Genomic DNA, 13,502 nt, shown 5'->3' with positions numbered 1-13,502 from the left:
ACAAGAGAGCCCCTTGACCCTCACGCCGCGTGAGGCCCCATAGGTCTGTCCATGCGGAACGACGCGCGCCACACGATCCATACCGTAAGCCAGCTGGCGCGGTTGTCCGGAACCTCGGTCCGGACGCTGCACCACTATGACGCCATCGGATTGCTGAAGCCCGCGGCGGTCGGCGAGAATGGATACCGCTACTATGGGCGAGCGGAACTGATGCGGTTGCAGCAGATCCTGATCCATCGGGAGTTCGGAGTGGCGCTCAGCGACATCCCGGCCCTGCTGGACGCCGAGGACCCGGACCGGCTGACGGCCCTGCGCGAGCAGCGGTCGCGGCTGGAACAGGAAGCGGACCGCTATCGCCGTCTGGCCCGGACGATCGACCGCACGATCGCCGAACTGGAAGGACGAAAGACCATCATGGACAAGCACCTCTACGAGGGCTTCAGCCCGCAGAAACAGGCCGATTACGAGGCCTGGATCATCGACAAGTACGGCGAGCCGGCGCGCGAACGGATCGACGCCGGCAAGGCGGCGATGGCGGCAATGTCGCCGGCCGATCGCGACGGCTGGCTGGCGGAGGTGGCCGGAATGGAGGCCGATTTCGCCCGGGCGATGGGCGAGGGCGCGCGGGCGGACGATCCCGCTCTGGATCCGCTGCTTCAGCGTCACCATGCCTGGGTCGCCCGGACCTGGAAGATGGCGCCGACGGCGGAGGCCTATGCCGGGCTGGGTCGGATGTATGTCGAGAACCCTGACTTCCACGCACGCTACGAAGCGATCCGTCCGGGATTGGCAGAATGGATGGCCGAGGCCATGGATGCCTATGGGCGGCGTGCTCTAAGCGTCTGAGCCAGACCGGCGGCGCCGGCCGAGACGTCGCTCCACGTGACTTCGAAGCCTGCATCATCGCCGTAGTAGGGATCGGCCACCGACTGGCCGGGGCGTCCGGCATGGTCGAGCATCAGGCTGAGCTCAGCGGTCGCGTCGGCCGGTGCAAGGCGGTGGAGGTTGGCCAGGTTTTCCGTGTCCATCGCCACTATATGGGTGAAGCGGCGGAAGTCGGCGGCCTTCACCTGACGCCCGCGACAGGACGAGATGTCGATGCCGTGGCCCAAGGCCGTGGCCTGTGCGCGACGGTCCGGCGGGTCACCTGTGTGCCAGTCGCCGGCGCCGGCGGAATCCGCCACGACGTCGAGATGAAGGCGGCTCGCCTCTGCGCGAAAGGCGGCCTCCGCCAATGGCGAGCGACAGATATTGCCGAGGCAGACGAAAAGAACGGACGGGATCATCGACGGCCGAACAGCTTCTCGAGGTCGTTGAGCTTCAGTTCGACATAGGTCGGCCGCCCATGGTTGCACTGGCCGGAGTGCGGCGTGGCCTCCATCTGGCGCAGCAGGGCGTTCATCTCCGGCGCCGACAGGACCCGCCCGGCGCGGACCGACCCGTGACAGGCCATCGTGCCGCAGACCTCGCCGAGCCGCTCCGACAACGCCAGGGCCGCGCCATGTTCGGCCAGGTCGTCGGCGATGTCGCGGATCAGGCCCTGGACGTCGGTGTCGCCGAGCAGTGCGGGGGTCTCGCGGACCAGCACCGCACCGCCGCCGAACGGCTCGACGATCAGGCCCAGCTTGGCGAGTTCGTCGGCACGGGCGACGATACGATCGGCTTCCGCTGGATCCAGTTCGACCACCTCGGGGGTCAGCAGGGCCTGACGGACGACGGCGCCCTCGGCCATCTGGGTCTTCATCCGCTCGTAGACGAGGCGCTCGTGGGCCGCATGCTGGTCGACGACGACGATGCCGTCACGGGTCTGGGCAACGATATAGGTGCCGTGGACCTGCGCCCGGGCGGCGCCCAACGGCTGGTCGATGGGGTCCGGGACGTTGGCCGGGCTGGACTGGTCGGGCCAGGCCGCGAAGCCGGGCGGAGGGCTTTCGACCCGGACGGACATTTCGGACAGGCCGGGGATGTCCTGATTGGCGGCGGCCGGACGGTCCCAGCCGGTCCAGCCGCTGTAGCCTCCGGCGCCGAAGCTCCGGGCCGACGACGCGCTGGGGCTGAACGCTGGCCCCGAGTGCGCCGTGAACCCGGCCAGCACATTGTCGGCGACGGTGGTCGAGGCGCGGTGGCCGGCGGCATGCAAGGCGTGACGCAGGGCCCCCACGATCAGGCCTCGCACCAGGGCGGGATCGCGGAACCGGACCTCGGCCTTGGCGGGGTGGACGTTCACGTCGACGAACAGCGGATCGATGTCGAGGAACAGCACCGCCGCCGGATGGCGGTCTCGCGCGAGGAAGTCTGCATAGGCGCCGCGCAACGCTCCCTGCAGCAGGCGGTCACGCACCGGACGGCCGTTGACGAACAGATACTGATGCCCGCCGTTGCCGCGGGAATAGGTCGGCAGGCCGGCATAGCCCGACAGCCGGATGCCCTCCCTCGACTGATCGATCAGCAGGGCGTTGGCTTCGAAGTCGCGACCGAGCAGGGCGGCGAGGCGTTTGAGGCGGCCCTCGTCGCCAGGATGTTCGGCCGACAGACGCAGGGTGGTCTTGCCGTCGAGATCCAGGGTGAAGGCGACGCCTTCGTGCGCCATGGCCTGGCGCTTGATCTCCTCGGAGATGGCCATCGCCTCGGACCGCTCCGACTTCATGAACTTGAGCCGGGCGGGCGTGGCGTAGAACAGGTCGCGGACCTCGACGCGGGCGCCGTGGGGGCCGGGGAAGCCGGCGGGCGCGACCGGGCGCTGGTCGCCGCCCTCGACGGTGATCTGGTGGGCGTCGCCGCCCGCGCTCCGGCTGGTGATGGTCAGGCGGGCCACCGAGCCGATCGAAGGCAGGGCTTCGCCGCGGAAGCCGAGGGTGTGGATGCGCAACAGGTCGACGTCGCCCGCGTCATCGGGTTCCAGCTTGGAGGTTGCGTGGCGTTCGACGGCCAGGGCCAGCTGGTCCGGAGCCATGCCGTGCCCGTCGTCGGCGATCAGGATGCGCGACAGACCTCCGCCGTCGGCCTGCACCTCGATCCGGGTGGCGCCGGCGTCGAGTGCGTTCTCGACCAGTTCCTTGATGGCGCTGGACGGCCGTTCGACCACCTCGCCGGCGGCGATGCGGTTGACGGTCTCGGGCGGAAGGCGACGGATGGGCATGACGGGCTACGGTAGCGGATGAGGACGGGCGGCCCTACCCTGGCGTTGCAGATAGGCAGGATCGCCGCGATGACCAGCCGGGTCTCCTTCAGACCACGATTCCGGCGATCGAGGACGAATGGAATATCAACCGCGTCTTCCGATTGGTCGCGCTGCATGGGGTCGAGGCAGACGCCGACCTGCGTGATCAATCGAAGCCCCCGGCTGTCCCGACCGCGATCGTCAGATTGCGTGGCTTGCTCGCGGCGAAAACCGGTGTAGCGATACGCGCAGAGGTCCGCTTCGGGCCTGGGGAGACCTGTACATGACCATCAAGCTTCTGTCGGCGGCTGCCGCGCTCGCCTTCACCTTCGTCGCCTCCAGCGCCTCGGCCCAGACCGGCCCGCTGGACTTCACGCTGAACAATGGCACCAGCGAAGTCGTCGTTCAGCTGTTCATCTCCGTCCCGTCGACCAACGACTGGGAAGAAGACATCCTTGGACACCAGGTCGTCGAGAGCGGCGACAGCGTCCAGGTCACGATCGATGACGGCCTGGAAGACTGCGAATACGACATCAAGGTCGTGTTCGACGACGACACCCCCGACCTGATCGTCATGGGCGTCGACTTCTGCGCCATCAACGGCGAATCGCTGGACCTCGGCGACGGCGGCTGAAGCCTGATTTTCGGAAACGGCCGGGGCGAAAGTCCCGGCCGTTTCCAATTGCGAGATCGACCATGAAGCCCGGACCCCAGCTGACCGAGCGACAGGCGAAATGGTTCGCCACCGTGAAGGCGAACTTCGAGATACAGACCGGCCGGCCGCTGGAGGCCTGGGTCGAGATCATGAACACCTGCCCCGAGACGGCTCCGCGCGCCCAGCTGGCGTGGCTGAAGGCGGAGCACGGGGTGGGCCAGAACCACGGCTCCCATATCCTCGACGCGTTCCGACCTGCCGGAGGACCGGGCTGGGACGAGCCCGCGGAGCTGCGCGCGGCCCTGTGGAAAGACGCGGGGTCGCTGGCGATCCTGGAGGCCGTCGAGACGATCGCGGCAGGCGTCGAGGGCGTCATTTCTGGGCAACGGAAGGGCTACACCGCGTTCAGCCGCGCGGTTCAGTTCGCGGCCATCCGCCCGTTGAAGGGCGGACGGGCCCTGTTTGGGTTGAAGCTGGAACCTAAGGTCTTCCCGCGACTGTCGTCCGCTGTGCGCAAGGAAAGCTGGTCCGAGCGGCTGACCGCTGTGGTCGCGCTGGACGATGGCGCGGCCGTGGACGGCGAGATCGCCCGGCTGTTCGCGGCGGCGGCCAAGCAGGGCTGAAAAAATGTTCCAGAAGACGACTGCCGCCTACGTCATCGTAAGCGACCGCTAGAGGAGAGCCAAAATCCGCTCTCTTAGGTAGTACAAAGGTGAGCGCCGATCTTCAGGTTTCACCTTGTGCGGTCACGACAAGGACGCCAAGCTTGGCCACAGATCTTCGAGGGATTCTATGGTCTGGTTTGGGCTTCTTGCGGGCGTCCTGGCGCTGCAAACAGCGCCATCTTCAGCGGCTGATCCATCAAATCTACAAGCGCAGGTCGAGGCCTCGACCCCCTCTCAGGCAACGGCAGTTGAGGACATATTCGTCCTTGGTCGCCCCCTGTCAGAGGCGACGACGGACTTCGTGGGACGCGTCTCCGCTCCCACGTCAGGGCGCGGGGCGGCGACCTGGAGACAACGTTTTTGCATCGGCGTGGGCGGGCTGAGGCGCGAGGCGGCGAACCGCGTTATCGACCGCATCTCGGCCGTCGCACACGATCTGGGATTGGAGCTTGGGCGCCCTGGATGTCAGCCGCGCGCTTTTGTCTTGTTTGCCGAGGACGCCGACCTGGCTGCGCGTGAGCTGGTGAGAACGAGAGGGCGGCGTTTCCGGATAGGCTTGCCGGACTCCGATCTGGGCGATCAGGCGCTGGCTGATTTTCTGGCTTCCGATCAGCCGGTTCGCTGGTGGCAAAACACAGTGACCGTCAACGCCGAGACGGGCATGGTAAACCGGCATCTGCCAGGTCAGTCGCCGGTGGGGACGCCATCGGAAATTCGCACGCCGGCCGATCTCGGCACATTCGGCAGCATCGTCACCGGTTCGCGCCTCCGCAACGAGGTGCGTGACGATCTCACCCAGGTCACCATCATCGTCGATGTGGACCAGATCATCGGCATCGATGCGACCCAACTGGCCGACTATCTGGCCATGATCGCCCTGGCCCAGATCGATCCGGAGGTCGACCCGGGTCCCTACGGCAGCATTCTGGCCCTTTTCGCCCACCCCGAGGCCGCGCCGCCCGGTCTGACGGACTGGGACCACGCCTTCCTGGAAGGTCTCTACGGAGCCGAGCAGACCTCGCCCAACGCACGCGCCCGCCTGTCCGCCGTCGCCGACAGCATGGCCCACAGGGTGCGGCAACAGCAGCGGGAGCCGGAGTAGGGCGGGTTGAGGCGGAAGCCGGAGCCTCCGCCTCCTTCAGATCACTCCGCTGGCAGGTACTCGAACGGGTCGCTCGGCGACGGCTGGGTCGGGGTCGGCATGCGGGGCAGGGGCTGGTCGCGGTTGGCGGCGTTCAGCAGGAAGCTGGCCATGATGACCGCGGCCTGACGCAGGTCGTCGGCCTTCAGGTGGTCGTAGCTGTCGATCGAGGTGTGGTGGATGCGGCTGTCGTAATCCAACGGGTCCTGGATGAACTGATAGCCGGGGATGCCGACCGTCTGCATGTAGACGTGGTCGGTGCCGCCCGAGGTGCGCAGGGACACGGTCGAGGCGCCCAGGCTGTTGAAGGGCGCCAGCCACTCCTGGAAGATGGGGGCGGCGGCGACGTTGCCCTCGGCGTTGATGCCGCGGATCCGGCCCGAGCCGTTGTCCAGATTGAAATAGGCGGTCAGGTCGCCGTAGCCGTCGCGCGGCTGGATCGGCCAGCGGTGACGCCAGCTGCGGTTGATCGGCAGGGCGGCGCGGGCCGGGTCGGCGAACGGCGCGCGGGTGGCGACGTGCTGGTCGATATAGGCCAGCGAGCCGAGCAGCCCCTGTTCCTCGCCGTTCCACAGGGCGAAGCGGATGGTGCGCTTCGGACGGACGCCGAGCTGCATCAGGATGCGGGCGGCCTCCATGACCACGGCGCTGCCGGCGGCGTTGTCCGAGGCGCCGTCGGAGGCCACCCAGCTGTCGAGGTGCGCGCCGGCCATGACGTATTCGCCCGAACGATCCGTGCCCGGAATATCGGCGAAGATATTGTAGGCCTGGGTGTCCTCGTCGTGGAATTCGACCTCGCTGTTCAGCTCCAGCATCGGCGGGGTGTCAGTGCGGGCGAGGCGGGCCAGACGGCGGTAGTCCTCGGCGGACAGTTCCATGCCGGGGGTCTTGGGCGTCTGGCCGACGCGGAAGGCGTAGCCGGTGCCGTGCAGCAGGCCGCCGTCGCGGGCGGACATGCGGACGAGGGCCAGGGCGCCCTCCTGCACCAGGAAGGCGTCGAGGGCGGTGGCGAAGTCGGCGGTGGCCAGCTGGCGATCGATGGCGGCCGGCGAATACTGGGGCTGGACGTAGCTGCCGCCGGGGCGGAGCTGGTCGTCGGTCAGGCGACGGAAGGGCGCCTCGGCGGGTTCCGAACCGGGGGTCGGCTGGCTGATCATGACGATCTTGCCGCGCAGCTGGCCGCGATACCGGTCGAAGTCGGCGACCTTGGTCATCGGTGCGACGACGACGCCGGCGGTGATCGTGCCGTTGGTGCCGGGCGTCCAGGCGATGGGGATGGCGCGCAGGTCGATGACGCGCGGCTCGGTCATCCGGGCGCTGGAGCGGACGATCGACCAGCCGCGCCCGAACTCGAAGCCCTCGGTACGGACGTTCGACAGGCCCCAGTCGCGGAACTGCTGCTGGGTCCAGGTCTCGGCCTCGCGCATGGCCGGAGAGTTGGTCAGACGCCCGCCGATGTTGTCGGTCAGGTGAGCGGCGGTCTGCATGACCTGCGAATGGTTCAAGCCCTGATCCAGGATGCCGTTGACGGCGACGCGGTCGACGGACTGGGCCGAGGCGGGCGCGGCGGCCAGCGGCGCGGCGAGTGCGGCTGTAGCGAGAAGGATCAGCAGACGGGACATGGGCGCTCCGGGACGGAAATCGGTGTTTCAGGATATGGCGCGCCAAGGCGGCGCTTGGCAATCACGCGGATCGGTAGGGAGACAGTTCCTCGGTCATGGCGACGATCCCGGCTTCCACTTCGGCGCGTTCGTGCGTCAGGTACTGCGCGACCGGGCCGCGCAGGGCAGGGTCGGCGATGTAGTGGGCCGAGTAGACGGGGGAGGGCAGGTAGCCGCGCGCGATCTTGTGCTCGCCCTGGGCGCCCGCCTCGACGCGGGACAGGCCGTGGGCGATCGCGAACTCGATGGCCTGATAATAGCAGAGCTCGAAATGCAGGAAGGGGACCTCGTCCAGCGCGCCCCACTGGCGGCCGTAGAGGGCGTCGCGGCCGATGAAGTTCAGGGCGCCGGCGATGGGGGCTCCGTCACGGAAGGCCATGACCAGGGCGATGCGGTCGGCCATCGTCTGGCCGATCAGGCTGAAATACTCGCGCGTCAGATAGGGGCGACCCCATTTGCGGGCGCCGGTGTCCTGGTAGAAGTCGAAGAAGGCGTCCCAGTGGGCCTCGGTGATGTCGCTCCCGGTCAGGACGCGGATGTCGAGATCGGCCTGGGCGTCGCGGCGCTCGCGGCGGATGGTCTTGCGTCGGTTGGAGGACAGGGCCCCCAGGAAGTCGTCGAAGGTCTGGTAGCCCTCGTTGCGCCAGATGAACTGCATGTCCTGGCGGCGCAGCATCTTCGCGTCGCCCATGGCGGTCCACTCGGGCTCGGTCGGGAAGTTCACGTGCAGGGACGACACGCCGAGCCGCTCGGTCAGGGTCAGGGCGCCCTGGATCAGGGCGGCGCGGACGGTGGCCTCGTCCGTGCCCGGAGCATGCAGGAAGCGGGGGCCGGTGGCCGGGGTGAAGGGAACGCCGCCGAGGAGCTTGGGGTAATAACGGCCGCCCGCGCGCTGGTAAGCGTCGGCCCAGGAGTGGTCGAAGACGTATTCGCCCTGGCTGTGACCCTTCAGATAGAGGGGCATGCAGCCCAGGACGCTGTCGTCGGGCCCCATCAGGGTCAGGTGGCGGGGCCCCCAGCCTTCCCGCGCGACCGCGCTGCCCGAGGCCTCGCAGGCGTTCAGGAAGTCGAACGAGACGAAGGGGTCTCCGGTCGGGGCGGCGCAGGCGTCCCATGCCTCGCGACCGATGGCCGCGAGGCTGTCATGGACCTGGAGCGTGAACTCGGGTTGTGGGCTCACCGCACCTCGACGATGGCGTCCACCTCGACGGCGAAGCCGAGGGGAAGCTGGTAGACGCCGACGGCCGAGCGGGCGTGGCGGCCGGCGTCGCCGAACACCTCGACCATCAGGTCCGAGCAGCCGTTGATGACGGCCGGGATGGCGGTGAAGCCGGGGCCGGCCTGGACGAAGCCGCCGAGTTTGACGACGCGGACGACGCGGTCGAGGTCGCCGTCGAGGGCGGCGTTGAGCTGGGCCAGAAGGTTGATGCCGCAGAGGCGGGCGCCGGCATTGGCCTGTTCCGGGGTCACGTCCTCGCCGACGGTGCCTTTCAGGCCGCCCGAGGCGTCATTCGACAGCTGGCCCGAGATGTGGACCAGGTTGCCGGTACGCACGAAGGGCACGTAGTTGGCCACGGCTGCGGCGGGCTGGGGCAGGTCGATACCGAGTTCGGCGAGGCGGGCAGTGATGGACATGTCGGGCTCCATATAGGGATTGCGGGCGGTTTAGCGCGGGGGCGAGCCGGGTCGCCAGCCTTTAAGTCTTCGCCAACCGGCGTGTGCCATGATCGGCTCATGGAAACGCTCTCCCAGACCCAAGTCGCGGCGTTCAACGCCGTGCGGGCCCGCCTGACCGCCGAAGAGCGGACGCGGGTCGATATCGCCTCGGTCGAGGCCGTGGATCCGGCCGTGGCCTCGGCCTCGCACTGGAATTTCGACCTCCCGGCCCACGCCGCCGACAAGGCGATGGGCCAGGACGCCACCGACGCGATGCGTCGGGCGCTTGTCGCGACCTGGGCGCTGGAGCTGCCGGGGCGGGCGAAGCAGGCGGCCCTGCCGGGCGAGGTCATGGAGCTCTATCCCTACTGGATGGACAGGATGGCCGAGTTCCTGACGGCGGCCGCCGACACGGATGCGGCCTATGATCCGGATCACTGGGCCAAGGACGTCCGCATGGCCTTGGCGCTCAGCGTCCCGGGGGCCCTGACCCAGACCATCGACCTGTCGTCACCGATGGGGCCGGGGCAGGTGGTGCGGAACGGGCGCGAGGGGCATGGCTGGTCTCAGCTGGTGTCCTATGTGCGGGCGCAGGGCTGGAAGAAGCCCTGGCTGGAGGTCCACACCGAGAGCCGCCAGCTAGCCGATTTTAACGAGGCCGGCTGGGACCGCGCCTGGGCGACGGCGGGGGCGATCTGCAAGACGCGGCCGGAGCTGGCCGGGATGATCGGGTCGAGCTGGTTCTACGACCCGCCGCTGGAGACCATCAGCCCGCGTCTGGCCTATCTGCGGCTGAACCCGCTGAAGGGCGGGGCCTTCATCATCCATCAGGGCCCGGCGCCGATCCATTCGGAGCGGGCGAGTGCGAGCTCGCCGACGCGGAAGGCGATGATCGACAGCGGCGAGTACACGCCGAGCTCATGGCTGGTCGCCTGGCCGAAGTCGACGCTGATTCCGTGGGCGGAACAGCGCAAGGCCGCGATGGAGATGGCCGAGGCGGCCTGATAACGGATTGGACTCGAGGTGCACCGAGTCCAGAGAGTCCAATACTGCACCAGGCACGCTAAGTTCCGAACCTTAGCATTTGATCTGATAGAGAAAATTGGATGACCTCGCGATGAGGTCTTGGCCTTTTTTCGTTGTTCCGGGCGGCGGGAGTGTAGCGACCACAGACGGAAACCAGCGCGAGCCTGTCGCGCAAGCATGTGCTGAACCATCGCCTACGCTTCGCTCCGGCGCCGCCCTGTTCCGGGTCTTCGCTTCGCTGCGCCCGGAATGACGAAGAGAAGGTAGTCCCTCTCCCGGTGGGAGAGGGCTTGAGGCTCGCAGAGCGTCAGCGATGCGCCAGCCGAAAGGGTGAGGGGCGTGCCCTCACCGGTTGGCGCCAACCCCTCACCCTTTCGCACAAGGACGACGGCAAGCCGCCGTGCGCTCAAGCCCTCTCCCACAGGGGGAGAGGGGCTGGATCAGGCGTGCTTGCTGTCCCACCACCGCACCGCATCGGCGTCGCGAGCCGAGAGATCCGGGTACTCCGCTTCGGAGCCGACGTCGGGGACGCGGCGCCATGAGCGGGCGCACTTCGGATAGTCGGCGAGGGCGATGGCGACGGTGATCGCATCGCCGCCTTCGACCAGTTCGGCGCCCGAGGTGCGGAAAACCTCCGCCGCATCCAGGTCGGAGAAGGCCGCGAAGGTGCCGGCGGGGCCGGTGACCGTCGGCCAGGCGTCGAGGGCGCCGCCGATGGTCTTTTCGCGACGGGCGCCTTCGAGGGCGTCGTTGACGACCTCCAGCACCGACTGGACCGAGGCCCACCGCGCCGCTTCTTCCGGGTTCCGCCACTGATCCGGCGTCTGCGGAATCACGCGGGCGCAGTTCGTCCCGGCGTCCGGGTAGAGCGTCGTCCAGGCCTCTTCCATGGTGAAGGGCGTCAGCGGCGCCAGCCAGGCGGTGAGGCGGATGAAGACCTCGTGCATCACCGTCCGCGCCGCACGACGGCGGATCGCGTCGGGGCGGTCGCAGTAAAGGCTGTCCTTGCGGATGTCGAAATAGAGGGCCGAGAGGTCGCCGGCGCAGAACTCCAGCACCGGGCGGACGACGTCCTGGAAACGGTAGGTCTCGTAGGCGCCGCGCACCTGGAGATCGAGCTCCCACAGGCGGTGCAGGATGAACCGCTCCAGCGGCGGCATGTCGCCGTAGGGAACGCGTTCGGCCTCGTCGAAATCGGCCAAGGCGCCCAGCAGGTAGCGGACCGTGTTCCTGAGCTTGCGATAGGCGTCGACCGTGGTCTGGAGGATCTGCTTTCCGATCCGCTGGTCCTCGGCATAGTCCACCAGGGCGACCCACAGGCGCAGGATGTCGGCGCCGGATTCCTTGATGACGACGGCGGGGTCGGTGGTGTTGCCCCGCGACTTGGACATCTTCTCCCCGTTCTCGTCCTGGGTGAAGCCATGGGTCAGGACGGCGTCGTAGGGGGCGCGGCCGCGTGTGCCGGAGCCTTCGAGCAGGTTGGACTGGAACCAGCCGCGATGCTGGTCCGAGCCTTCGAGATAGAGGTTGGCCGGCCAGTGCGACGGGCGGTCGCCGACATAGCCGTGGGCCGGGTCGCGCGTCTCCAGAGTGAAGGCGTGGGTGCAGCCGCTGTCGAACCAGACGTCGAGGATGTCCTCGATCTTCTCGTAGTTGGCGGGGTCGTGAAGGCCGAGGAAATCGCTGTCGGGTTTCGTGTACCAGGCGTCGGCGCCGCCTTGTTCGATCGCGGCGACGATGCGGGCGTCGACCTCGGCGTCATGCAGGGGCTGGCCCGTGTGTTTGTCGACGAACATCGCCAGAGGCGTGCCCCAGGCGCGCTGGCGGCTGATCAGCCAGTCGGGACGGCCCTCGACCATAGAGCGGATGCGGTTCTTGCCCGCGGCGGGGTGGAAGTCGGTCTGGTCGATCGAGGTCAGGGCCGTCTCGCGCAGGGTTGCGCCCTCGGCGTGGTCCAGCGGCTGGTCCATGCGGATGAACCACTGGGGCGTATTGCGGAAGATGACCGGGGCCTTGGAGCGCCACGAGTGGGGGTAGGAGTGCTCCATCCGGCCGCGCGCCAGAAGCGTGCCGGCCTCGATCAGCTTGTCCATGACGGCGGGGTTGGCGCTGCCGAACTTGCCGGTCTTCTTGCCCTCGGTCTCGAGCACCTTCAGGCCTGCGAACAGGGGGACGGTGGGGTAGTAGGCGCCGTCGGGATCGACGGTGTCGGGCACCTCGTGATGACCGTGGGCCTTCCAGACCTCGAAGTCGTCGGCGCCGTGACCGGGCGCCGTGTGGACGAAGCCGGTGCCGGCGTCGTCTGTGACGTGGTCGCCGTCCAGCAGGGGCACGTTGAAGCGATAGCCGTCGTCGAGTTCCGCCAGCGGGTGGGCGGCGACGAGGCCGGATGGGTTGATGTCGTCCAGACGCGTCCAGGTCGCGATCTTGGCGGCCTTGAAGACCGCTTCCGCCAGCTTGTCGGCGAGGATGAGCCGGTCGCCCGGTTTGGCCCAGGGCGCGAACTCGAGACCGGTCTCCATCGACTGGACCTCATACAGGCCATAGGCGATCTCGGGGCCGTAGCTGATCGCGCGGTTGGCCGGGATGGTCCAGGGCGTCGTGGTCCAGATGACGATCGACGGCGTCTGGTGGCGGAAGGCCAGCAGGTCGTCGGGATGGTCGTCGGTCGCGGCGATGACCGGGAACTTGACCCAGATCGTGGGCGAGACGTGGTCGTGATATTCGATCTCGGCGTCGGCGAGGGCGGTGCGTTCGACCGGCGACCACATGACGGGCTTGGAGCCGCGATAGAGCTGGCCCGTGTTCTTGAACTTGTGGAACTCCTTCACGATGGCGGCCTCGGAGCCGTAGTCCATCGTGGCGTAGCGGTTCTCGAAATCGCCGGTGATGCCCAGGCGCAGGAACTGGGCCTTCTGCACCTCGATCCAGCCGGCGGCGTATTCGCGGCAGGCGGCGCGGAACTCGGCCTTGGAGACCTCGTCCTTGCGGCGGCCTTTGGCCCGATACTGCTCCTCGATCTTCCACTCGATCGGCAGGCCGTGGCAGTCCCAGCCGGGCACGAAGTCGACGTCGTAGCCGAGCAGGAAGCGCGAGCGGACGACGAAGTCCTTCAGCGTCTTGTTCAGGGCGTGGCCGATATGGATGTCGCCGTTGGCGTAGGGCGGCCCGTCGTGGAGGACATACAGCGGCGCGTTCTCCGACTGACGCCGGGCGCGCAGGGTCGAATAGAGGTCGCCCCACTGTTCCAGGATCAGAGGCTCCTTCTGGGGCAGGCCGCCGCGCATCGGGAAGGGCGTCTCCGGCAGGAAGACGGTCTCGCGGTAGTCGCGGGCGGTGGAGTCGGGAGTCTGGGCGTCGTCGGCCATGAGTCTGGTCTCGGGCAATCTGATTGGGTGCGTCGGGTGAGGTCGGCTGGAAATCCCGGCGTAAGCGAGGGCGGATGGCCCCGTCGGCGCTACGCCGGGCGGCTAATCTCGATCGGAATGATCCGGCGCGCGTCCATGGAAGGGTCCTATCAGGGCGCGGGGGCTGGGAA

11 protein-coding genes are annotated in these 13,502 nt (G+C 68.1%); 5 read left to right on the top strand and 6 right to left on the bottom strand.

Annotation, left to right across the window (positions count from 1 at the left end; all coding sequences use genetic code 11):
- The first annotated feature begins 51 nt into the window (after window positions 1–51).
- Complete coding sequence (locus ACQY68_RS11450) at window positions 52–846, top strand: MerR family transcriptional regulator (protein WP_428149556.1); 795 nt, start codon at window positions 52–54, stop codon at window positions 844–846.
- Here the strand turns inward: ACQY68_RS11450 and ACQY68_RS11445 are convergent.
- Both ACQY68_RS11445 and mutL read right to left on the bottom strand, forming a co-directional pair.
- Window positions 819–1,286, bottom strand: a complete 468-nt coding sequence (locus ACQY68_RS11445; protein ID WP_428149555.1) for a low molecular weight protein-tyrosine-phosphatase — start codon at window positions 1,284–1,286, stop codon at window positions 819–821. The two genes, ACQY68_RS11450 and ACQY68_RS11445, sit on opposite strands and share 28 nt — an antisense overlap.
- On the bottom strand, window positions 1,283–3,139 hold the full coding sequence (gene mutL / locus ACQY68_RS11440) for a DNA mismatch repair endonuclease MutL (RefSeq protein WP_428149554.1): 1,857 nt from the start codon (window positions 3,137–3,139) through the stop codon (window positions 1,283–1,285). Before mutL ends, ACQY68_RS11445 begins: the two co-directional genes overlap by 4 nt.
- A gap of 304 nt (window positions 3,140–3,443) precedes the next feature.
- On the opposite strand from mutL, the gene ACQY68_RS11435 reads away from it, so the two are divergent.
- From ACQY68_RS11435 to ACQY68_RS11425, 3 genes are all read left to right on the top strand, one after another.
- On the top strand, window positions 3,444–3,794 hold the full coding sequence (locus ACQY68_RS11435) for a hypothetical protein (protein WP_428149553.1): 351 nt from the start codon (window positions 3,444–3,446) through the stop codon (window positions 3,792–3,794).
- 62 nt (window positions 3,795–3,856) lie between these two features.
- The gene (locus ACQY68_RS11430; RefSeq protein WP_428149552.1) at window positions 3,857–4,438 is read left to right on the top strand and encodes a DUF4287 domain-containing protein; all 582 of its coding nucleotides are present in this window, start codon (window positions 3,857–3,859) and stop codon (window positions 4,436–4,438) included.
- Between the two features lie 598 nt (window positions 4,439–5,036).
- Window positions 5,037–5,582 carry a hypothetical protein gene (locus ACQY68_RS11425; RefSeq protein ID WP_428149551.1) on the top strand — a complete coding sequence of 182 codons (546 nt, stop codon included), beginning with the start codon at window positions 5,037–5,039 and terminating at the stop codon, window positions 5,580–5,582.
- Between the two features lie 41 nt (window positions 5,583–5,623).
- On the opposite strand, the gene ACQY68_RS11420 is transcribed toward ACQY68_RS11425, so the two are convergent.
- From ACQY68_RS11420 to ACQY68_RS11410, 3 genes are all read right to left on the bottom strand, one after another.
- Window positions 5,624–7,243 carry a M20/M25/M40 family metallo-hydrolase gene (locus ACQY68_RS11420; RefSeq protein WP_428149550.1) on the bottom strand — a complete coding sequence of 540 codons (1,620 nt, stop codon included), beginning with the start codon at window positions 7,241–7,243 and terminating at the stop codon, window positions 5,624–5,626.
- A 61-nt stretch (window positions 7,244–7,304) separates the two neighbouring features.
- Window positions 7,305–8,462: a GNAT family N-acetyltransferase gene (locus ACQY68_RS11415; protein WP_428149549.1), complete on the bottom strand. Its 1,158-nt coding sequence runs from the start codon at window positions 8,460–8,462 to the stop codon at window positions 7,305–7,307.
- Complete coding sequence (locus ACQY68_RS11410) at window positions 8,459–8,917, bottom strand: RidA family protein (RefSeq protein ID WP_428149548.1); 459 nt, start codon at window positions 8,915–8,917, stop codon at window positions 8,459–8,461. Before ACQY68_RS11410 ends, ACQY68_RS11415 begins: the two co-directional genes overlap by 4 nt.
- A 99-nt stretch (window positions 8,918–9,016) precedes the next feature.
- On the opposite strand from ACQY68_RS11410, the gene ACQY68_RS11405 reads away from it, so the two are divergent.
- Complete coding sequence (locus ACQY68_RS11405; protein WP_428149547.1) at window positions 9,017–9,943, top strand: hypothetical protein; 927 nt, start codon at window positions 9,017–9,019, stop codon at window positions 9,941–9,943.
- A gap of 461 nt (window positions 9,944–10,404) precedes the next feature.
- Here ACQY68_RS11405 and ileS read toward each other — a convergent pair whose 3' ends face one another.
- The gene (gene ileS, locus ACQY68_RS11400; RefSeq protein WP_428149546.1) at window positions 10,405–13,332 is read right to left on the bottom strand and encodes an isoleucine--tRNA ligase; all 2,928 of its coding nucleotides are present in this window, start codon (window positions 13,330–13,332) and stop codon (window positions 10,405–10,407) included.
- Between the last annotated feature and the right edge of the window lie 170 nt (window positions 13,333–13,502).

Source organism: Brevundimonas sp., from assembly GCF_965278935.1.
Taxonomy (GTDB): Bacteria; Pseudomonadota; Alphaproteobacteria; order Caulobacterales; family Caulobacteraceae; genus Brevundimonas.
The sequence above is the reverse complement of the archived record's forward strand: the minus strand, read 5'-3'. Positions and strand labels throughout refer to the sequence as shown.

Excerpts from the sequence above, each read along its gene's own strand:
- ACQY68_RS11450 (WP_428149556.1), top strand. The coding sequence starts at position 52 with ATGCGGAACGACGCGCGCCACACGATCCATACCGTAAGCCAGCTGGCG.
- ACQY68_RS11410 (WP_428149548.1), bottom strand. The coding sequence starts at position 8,917 with ATGTCCATCACTGCCCGCCTCGCCGAACTCGGTATCGACCTGCCCCAG.
- ACQY68_RS11435 (WP_428149553.1), top strand. The coding sequence starts at position 3,444 with ATGACCATCAAGCTTCTGTCGGCGGCTGCCGCGCTCGCCTTCACCTTC.
- ACQY68_RS11405 (WP_428149547.1), top strand. The coding sequence starts at position 9,017 with ATGGAAACGCTCTCCCAGACCCAAGTCGCGGCGTTCAACGCCGTGCGG.
- ACQY68_RS11430 (WP_428149552.1), top strand. The coding sequence starts at position 3,857 with ATGAAGCCCGGACCCCAGCTGACCGAGCGACAGGCGAAATGGTTCGCC.
- ACQY68_RS11445 (WP_428149555.1), bottom strand. The coding sequence starts at position 1,286 with ATGATCCCGTCCGTTCTTTTCGTCTGCCTCGGCAATATCTGTCGCTCG.
- mutL (WP_428149554.1), bottom strand. The coding sequence starts at position 3,139 with ATGCCCATCCGTCGCCTTCCGCCCGAGACCGTCAACCGCATCGCCGCC.
- ileS (WP_428149546.1), bottom strand. The coding sequence starts at position 13,332 with ATGGCCGACGACGCCCAGACTCCCGACTCCACCGCCCGCGACTACCGC.
- ACQY68_RS11420 (WP_428149550.1), bottom strand. The coding sequence starts at position 7,243 with ATGTCCCGTCTGCTGATCCTTCTCGCTACAGCCGCACTCGCCGCGCCG.